General features: G+C 65.0%; 5 protein-coding genes. 4 read left to right on the forward strand and 1 reads right to left on the reverse strand.

All coding sequences use genetic code 11. From position 1 onward, the window contains the following. The 3 genes from M4J39_RS22310 to eda form a co-directional block, all read left to right on the forward strand. The coding region (locus M4J39_RS22310; protein WP_251730708.1) for a UxaA family hydrolase at nucleotides 1–1,171 on the forward strand (1,171 nt) is incomplete at its 5' end. After that, nucleotides 1,168–2,112, forward strand: a complete 945-nt coding sequence (locus M4J39_RS22315) for a sugar kinase (protein WP_371875503.1) — start codon at nucleotides 1,168–1,170, stop codon at nucleotides 2,110–2,112. The genes M4J39_RS22310 and M4J39_RS22315, both read left to right, overlap by 4 nt. A gap of 18 nt (nucleotides 2,113–2,130) precedes the next feature. Beyond that, nucleotides 2,131–2,763: a bifunctional 4-hydroxy-2-oxoglutarate aldolase/2-dehydro-3-deoxy-phosphogluconate aldolase gene (gene eda, locus M4J39_RS22320; RefSeq protein WP_251730709.1), complete on the forward strand. Its 633-nt coding sequence runs from the start codon at nucleotides 2,131–2,133 to the stop codon at nucleotides 2,761–2,763. Between the two features lies 1 nt (nucleotide 2,764). Here the strand turns inward: eda and M4J39_RS22325 are convergent, their stop codons facing one another. Then, entirely contained in the window at nucleotides 2,765–4,657 is a 1,893-nt protein-coding gene (locus M4J39_RS22325; protein WP_251730710.1) for a bifunctional diguanylate cyclase/phosphodiesterase, read from the reverse strand. 544 nt (nucleotides 4,658–5,201) lie between these two features. Between M4J39_RS22325 and M4J39_RS22330 the strand changes: the two genes are divergently transcribed. Continuing rightward, the coding region (locus M4J39_RS22330; RefSeq protein ID WP_251730711.1) for a tetratricopeptide repeat protein at nucleotides 5,202–5,616 on the forward strand (415 nt) is incomplete at its 3' end.

Below are 5,616 nucleotides of genomic sequence, written 5' to 3' on the forward strand. Positions count from 1 at the left end.
GACGATATCGGCCTACGAGCGGGTGAACGGCGACATCGGCATCCGCAACGACCTCTTCATCGTGCCGCTGGTCGGCTGCATCAACGGCCTTGCCGACAATATCGCCAAGGCGGTGGAGAAGGAGGGCCTGCTGCCCGAGGGCTCCAGCGTCACCGTGCTCTCCCACCCCTATGGCTGTTCGCAGCTCGGCGACGACCTCGCCAACACGCGCGGCATCCTGCAGAATTACGTGGCGCATCCCAATGCCGGCGGCGTGCTGGTGCTCGGTCTCGGCTGCGAGAACAACACCAAGGCCTACTTCCGGGAAGGGCTGGAGCTGCCCGACCCCGACCGCGTCCGCTTCCTGACCAGCCAGGAGGCCGGTGACGAGAGGACGGAAGCGCTCGCCCTCTGCCGCGAGCTCGCCCAGAAGATGCAAGAGGACAAGCGCACCGAGGTTGGCGCCGATCGCCTCCGCATCGGTCTCAAGTGCGGCGGTTCGGATGGCTTCTCGGGCATCACCGCCAATCCGCTGCTCGGCGCCTTCTCGGACTGGCTGACCGGTATCGGCGGCACCACCGTGCTGACCGAGGTGCCGGAGATGTTCGGCGCCGAACAGCTGCTGATGGAGCGCTCGGAGAGCCGCGAGGTGTTCGACAAGACGGTGGCGCTGATCAACGACTTCAAGCGCTACTATGTCGACAACAACCAGCCGATCTACGAGAACCCGTCGCCGGGCAACAAGGCGGGCGGCATCTCGACGCTGGAAGAGAAGTCGCTCGGCTGCACGCAGAAGGCCGGCCTTTCCACGGTGCGCGACGTGATCGGCTACACCGGCAAGATCCGGAAACCCGGCCTCAACCTTCTGTCGGCCCCCGGCAACGACGGCGTCGCCGTCACCGCGCTCGCCGCCTCGGGCTGTCACATGGTGCTGTTCACCACCGGACGCGGCACGCCGCTCGGCGGCGTCGTCCCCACCATGAAGATCGCCACCAACTCCGACCTTGCCACCCGCAAGCCGCACTGGATCGACTTCGACGCCGGCCCCATCGCCACCGGAGAGACCACCGTCGAAGGCCTCCGCGACAGCTTCGCCGACGCCGTCCTCCAGATCGCTTCCGGAAAGCCAACCAGAAACGAGACCAACGATATCGGAGAGATCGTCATCTTCAAGACGGGGGTGACGCTGTGAGGAACGGTCTCGCCTCCGGAGACTTCGCGAGCATCGGCGAGTGCATGGTGGAACTGTCGCCGACCGGCGACGGTCTCTACCGGCAAGGTTTTGCCGGCGACACGCTGAACACCGCCTGGTATGTCCGCGCCCTGACGAGCGGTAACGGACGCAAGGTGCGTTACGTGTCGGCCGTCGGTTCGGACGCGCTGTCGGATACCATGTTCGGCTTCCTGGCAGATGCCGGCATAGACACCCATTCGATGACCCGTTTCGAGGACCGGACGGTCGGTCTGTATCTCATCACACTCACTGGTGCCGAACGCTCGTTCACCTACTGGCGCCGGGATTCCGCCGCGCGACGCCTTGCCTCCGACGTCGGGCGGCTCAAGGCGGCGCTTGATGGTGTTGGAGTCGCCTATTTCTCCGGCATCACGCTGGCCATTCTCGAACCCGAGGATCGGGTAAGGTTGCTGTCCGTTCTTTCTACTTTCCGAGAAAGGGGCGGCGAGGTGGTGTTCGACCCCAACATCCGACCGCGTCTCTGGAGCGATCGGGAGACCATGGCGCGGGTCACGACCGACGGATACAGGGCGGCGACCATCGCACTGCCGACTTTCCCCGACGAGGCGGACGTTTACGGCGACGCGTCGCCCAGCGATACGGCGAACCGCATTGCTGCCCTGGGCGTTCGCGAGGTGGTGGTGAAAAACGGATCTGACCCGGTGCTTCTGCGTGTCGCAGGCGACTCGGACGCCACCATTGCCGCAAGGACCGAGGTGCAACCGATCGACACAACCGGCGCCGGCGACAGCTTCAATGGCGGCTACATTGCTGCGCGCCTTGCCGGTCGCTCGCCAATCGAAGCCGCCAGGCTGGGGCACGCGGTCGCGGCTCGAGTGATCCGCCACCGCGGTGCTCTTGCGCCCTTTACTTCCGTCGCCGACCTCGGCACCTTCTAGCCTTCGGAACAGATACCCATGTTCGACACCTCCGCCCTTCTCGCCGTTCTCCGCCGCGCGCCGGTGGTTCCGGTGCTGATCATCGACCGCCTGGAAGACGCCGTGCCGCTCGGCACCGCGCTGGTCAAGGGTGGCCTGCCGGCGCTGGAAGTGACGCTGCGGACGCCGGCGGCGCTCGACGCCATCCGGGCGATGAGCCGGATCAAAGGCGGCGTGGTCGGGGCCGGAACCGTGCTCGACCGTGCCCAGGCCAAGGCTGCCGTCGACGCCGGCGCCAAGTTCCTGGTCAGCCCCGGAGCGACGCCCGATCTGCTCGACGTGGCGATCGAGCTCAACGTTCCGCTCCTGCCGGGCGTCGCCACGGCATCGGAAGCCATGGTGGCCCGCGACAAGGGCTATCGCATCGTCAAGTTCTTCCCGGCCGGTCCCGCAGGCGGCCCGAAGTACCTGCAGGCGCTCGCCTCGCCGCTCGGCGAGATGGTGTTCTGCCCGACCGGCGGCGTCAGCCTAGACAACGCGGCCGACTATCTCAAGCTGAAGAACGTCGTCTGCGTCGGCGGCTCCTGGGTGGCGCCGGCCGACGCCGTCAAGGTGGGCGACTGGATGCGCATCGAGCAGCTGGCGAGAGAAGCGGCGGCGATCGCGGTTTAGTTCACCCGACCGCCTGTGCCTGCCGTGGCGCGATCATCGCGGCGGGTGGAACAATGCCGAAGGCTTCGGCAAAGTGCGTCGCGAGCATCGGCTTTCCAATCAGATAGCCCTGACCCTCGGTGCACCCGTGAAGCAGGAGGCAATCGCGCTCCGGCTCGCGCTCGATGCCCTCGGCAACCGTCTCCAGACCGAAGGCCTTGGCCATGTCGAGAATGGCCCGCACCACCGAAGCGTCCTTCTCGGATACCAGCATGCCGTCGACGAAAGAGCGGTCGATCTTGATGCGGGTCAGCGGGTAGCGCTTCAAGAGGCTGAGCGAGGCGAAGCCGGTTCCGAAGTCGTCGAAGGCGATGCCGACGCCGTGTTCCCTGAGCTTTTGCAGCGACTCCAACACGAAGTCATCGTGGTCGAGCACAATGTTCTCGGTGATCTCCAGCTCAAGAGAGCTCGGCGGCAGCCCATGCTTTTCGAGGGTTGCCATCACCTCCCCGGCGAAATCGCCAACTCGAAACTGGGCGCCGAACAGGTTGACCCCCATGCGAAAGGCGTCGTTGCCGCTGCGCCGCCAGAGGGCCGCCTGGGCGCAGGCCTCGTCGAGAACCCAGGAACCGACGGTCGCAGCCAGAGGACCTTGTTCCAGCGCTGGCAGGAAGGCCGCCGGACTTAACAGGCCGCGCGCGGGGTGGCGCCAGCGGATCAGGGCTTCGGCCCCGGTGAGCGCACCGTCGGTCAGGCGGATCTGGGGCTGGTAGACGAGCAGGAACTCGCCCTGCTTGACCGCCCGGTGCATCTCCAGGCCATAGAGGCGCCGCGCCGCGGCCTCCATGCGAAGGGAGGGTTCGAAGACCAGCGATCTGCCGCGCCCGTTCGTCTTCGCCCTGAACAGGGCGAGATCGGCATTGCCGAGAAGCTCGATGGGGTTGTTGGTGTGCAGGGGAGCGAGAGAGACGCCGCAACTTGCCGCGACGCGGATCTCCTGCTCGTCGACCATGATCGGCTTGCCGATCTCGTCGTTCAGGGCGTTGGAAACGGCCAAGGCCTTTTGAGCGTCGGTGATTCCGTTCAGAAGAATGGCGAACTCGTCGCCGCCGATGCGCGCCACCGTGCCGGCGTCCTTGACGCAGCTTTCCAGCCGGTAGGCGATCTCCCGCAGGATGCCGTCGCCGACGGCGTGGCCGAGCGTGTCGTTGATGTCCTTGAAGCCGTCGAGATCGATCATCACGACGGCAATGGCCATGGGCCGCGCCAATGCTTCCTCCACCTGACGGAAGAACCGGCCGCGATTGGCCAGCCCGGTGAGCATGTCGAAGTTGGCCAGCCGGTAGAGCTCCCCGGCGTCGCCTTGATAGGCTGGCGCATCCTTCGACATGCCGGACTGGACGGCCCGTTCGGCGGAAACCTCGATGCGACGCAGCTCCAGCCGGTCGGTCGCCATGTTCGCCAGCTCGCGCAGGCGGCTCATGTCGTCGAAAGAAAAGTCCTGACGCGGCTTGCTGTCGATCACGCAAAGCGCGCCCAGCGGCAAGCCGCTGGCGGACAGCAGGGGCACGCCCGCGTAGAAGCGGAGGTTGGCCGCGCCGGTCACCAGGGGGTTGTCGTGAAAGCGCTCGTCGGTGGTGGCATCCGGCACGACCATCACGCCATCCTGGGTGATGGCATGCGCGCAGAAGGACACGTCGCGGCTCATGTCGACCTCGCCGACGCCGATGCTGGCCGCGAAGAAAACGTGATCGCTGCCGATCATGTTCACCGCCGCCACCGGCATGCCGAACATGCGCGCCGCGATCCGGACCACCGAATCCAGGCTGGGCAGCGGCTTTTCATCGGCGAGCCCGTATTCGGACAGGGCCTGCAGCCGCTCCACTTCCGTCGGCAATACCGGAGGACATTTCATAGACCCCGCTCCCGAGCGTATGCGTGAGAGAGCACCATGCCAGCGCCGTTGACGCCGGGCTTTCCATCGCGCCTGCTTCCGACGTTCCAGAACCGCCCCATGCTGGGGAAACAGCCTGCGTCCCTCAAGTAGCGCAAAGGTACTATTGCAACCTTTTCGTCAATGAATGGTTCACCCGGCCGGCGAGGCCTGCCAAAAGCGCCGGCATCGAGCCGAACGGCCCGGTACAAGTATCCAACAGCTCAGGATCTCTTCGGCCGCAGCTTCGGCAACCGAAGCATGACAGCGAGGCTGAACGGACGGCCGCCGCAGTAACGTTTCAGTCAATTTGGCTTGATCGGTTTCGGTATTCAACTCAGCCGCTTGGGCGATATTCCCGCGCGAAATGGCCAACACTGGCGCTTTACCAAAAGGAGCACTGGCCGTCCTTCTCCTTTTCTGAGGTTGCCAAGCCGTGGCATCGGCTTTACCCTTTCCGCAAAATTCCTGACGACCGCCCTTCGGGGCTCACTATTTGCTTTTGAAATTCACAATTGGAGGCGTCATGCGCACCCTGAGCATTCTCCTGGTTTCGACCTCTCTTGTTTTCGCAGCCAACGCATTCGGCCAGGAAAGCGCCGAACCCTCTGCCAAGTTCGACGTCAAGGCCGCCGCCGAGGTGATCAAGACCTCCCCAGATTCGCCCGACGCCAAAGCCGCCTTGCAGCAGCTGGAGCAGGCGGCTGAGGGTGGTGATCCGGACGCGCTCTATCAACTGGGTGATCTCTATACGCGCGGCGGTGCGGTTCCTGTCAACGGCCAGAAGGCGATCGACTTTCTGCAGCGCGCGGCAGATGAAGGCCATACTTGGGCTTATATCCGCCTTGGTGAACTCTATCGCGACGGAACGGTAGTGCCTGCTGATGGCACCAAGGCAACAGAGCTGTTCCAGAAAGCGGTCGAGGCGGGCAACATCAGCG

It is taken from the genome of Pleomorphomonas sp. NRK KF1 (genome assembly GCF_023721755.1).
Taxonomy (GTDB): domain Bacteria; phylum Pseudomonadota; class Alphaproteobacteria; order Rhizobiales; family Pleomorphomonadaceae; genus Pleomorphomonas.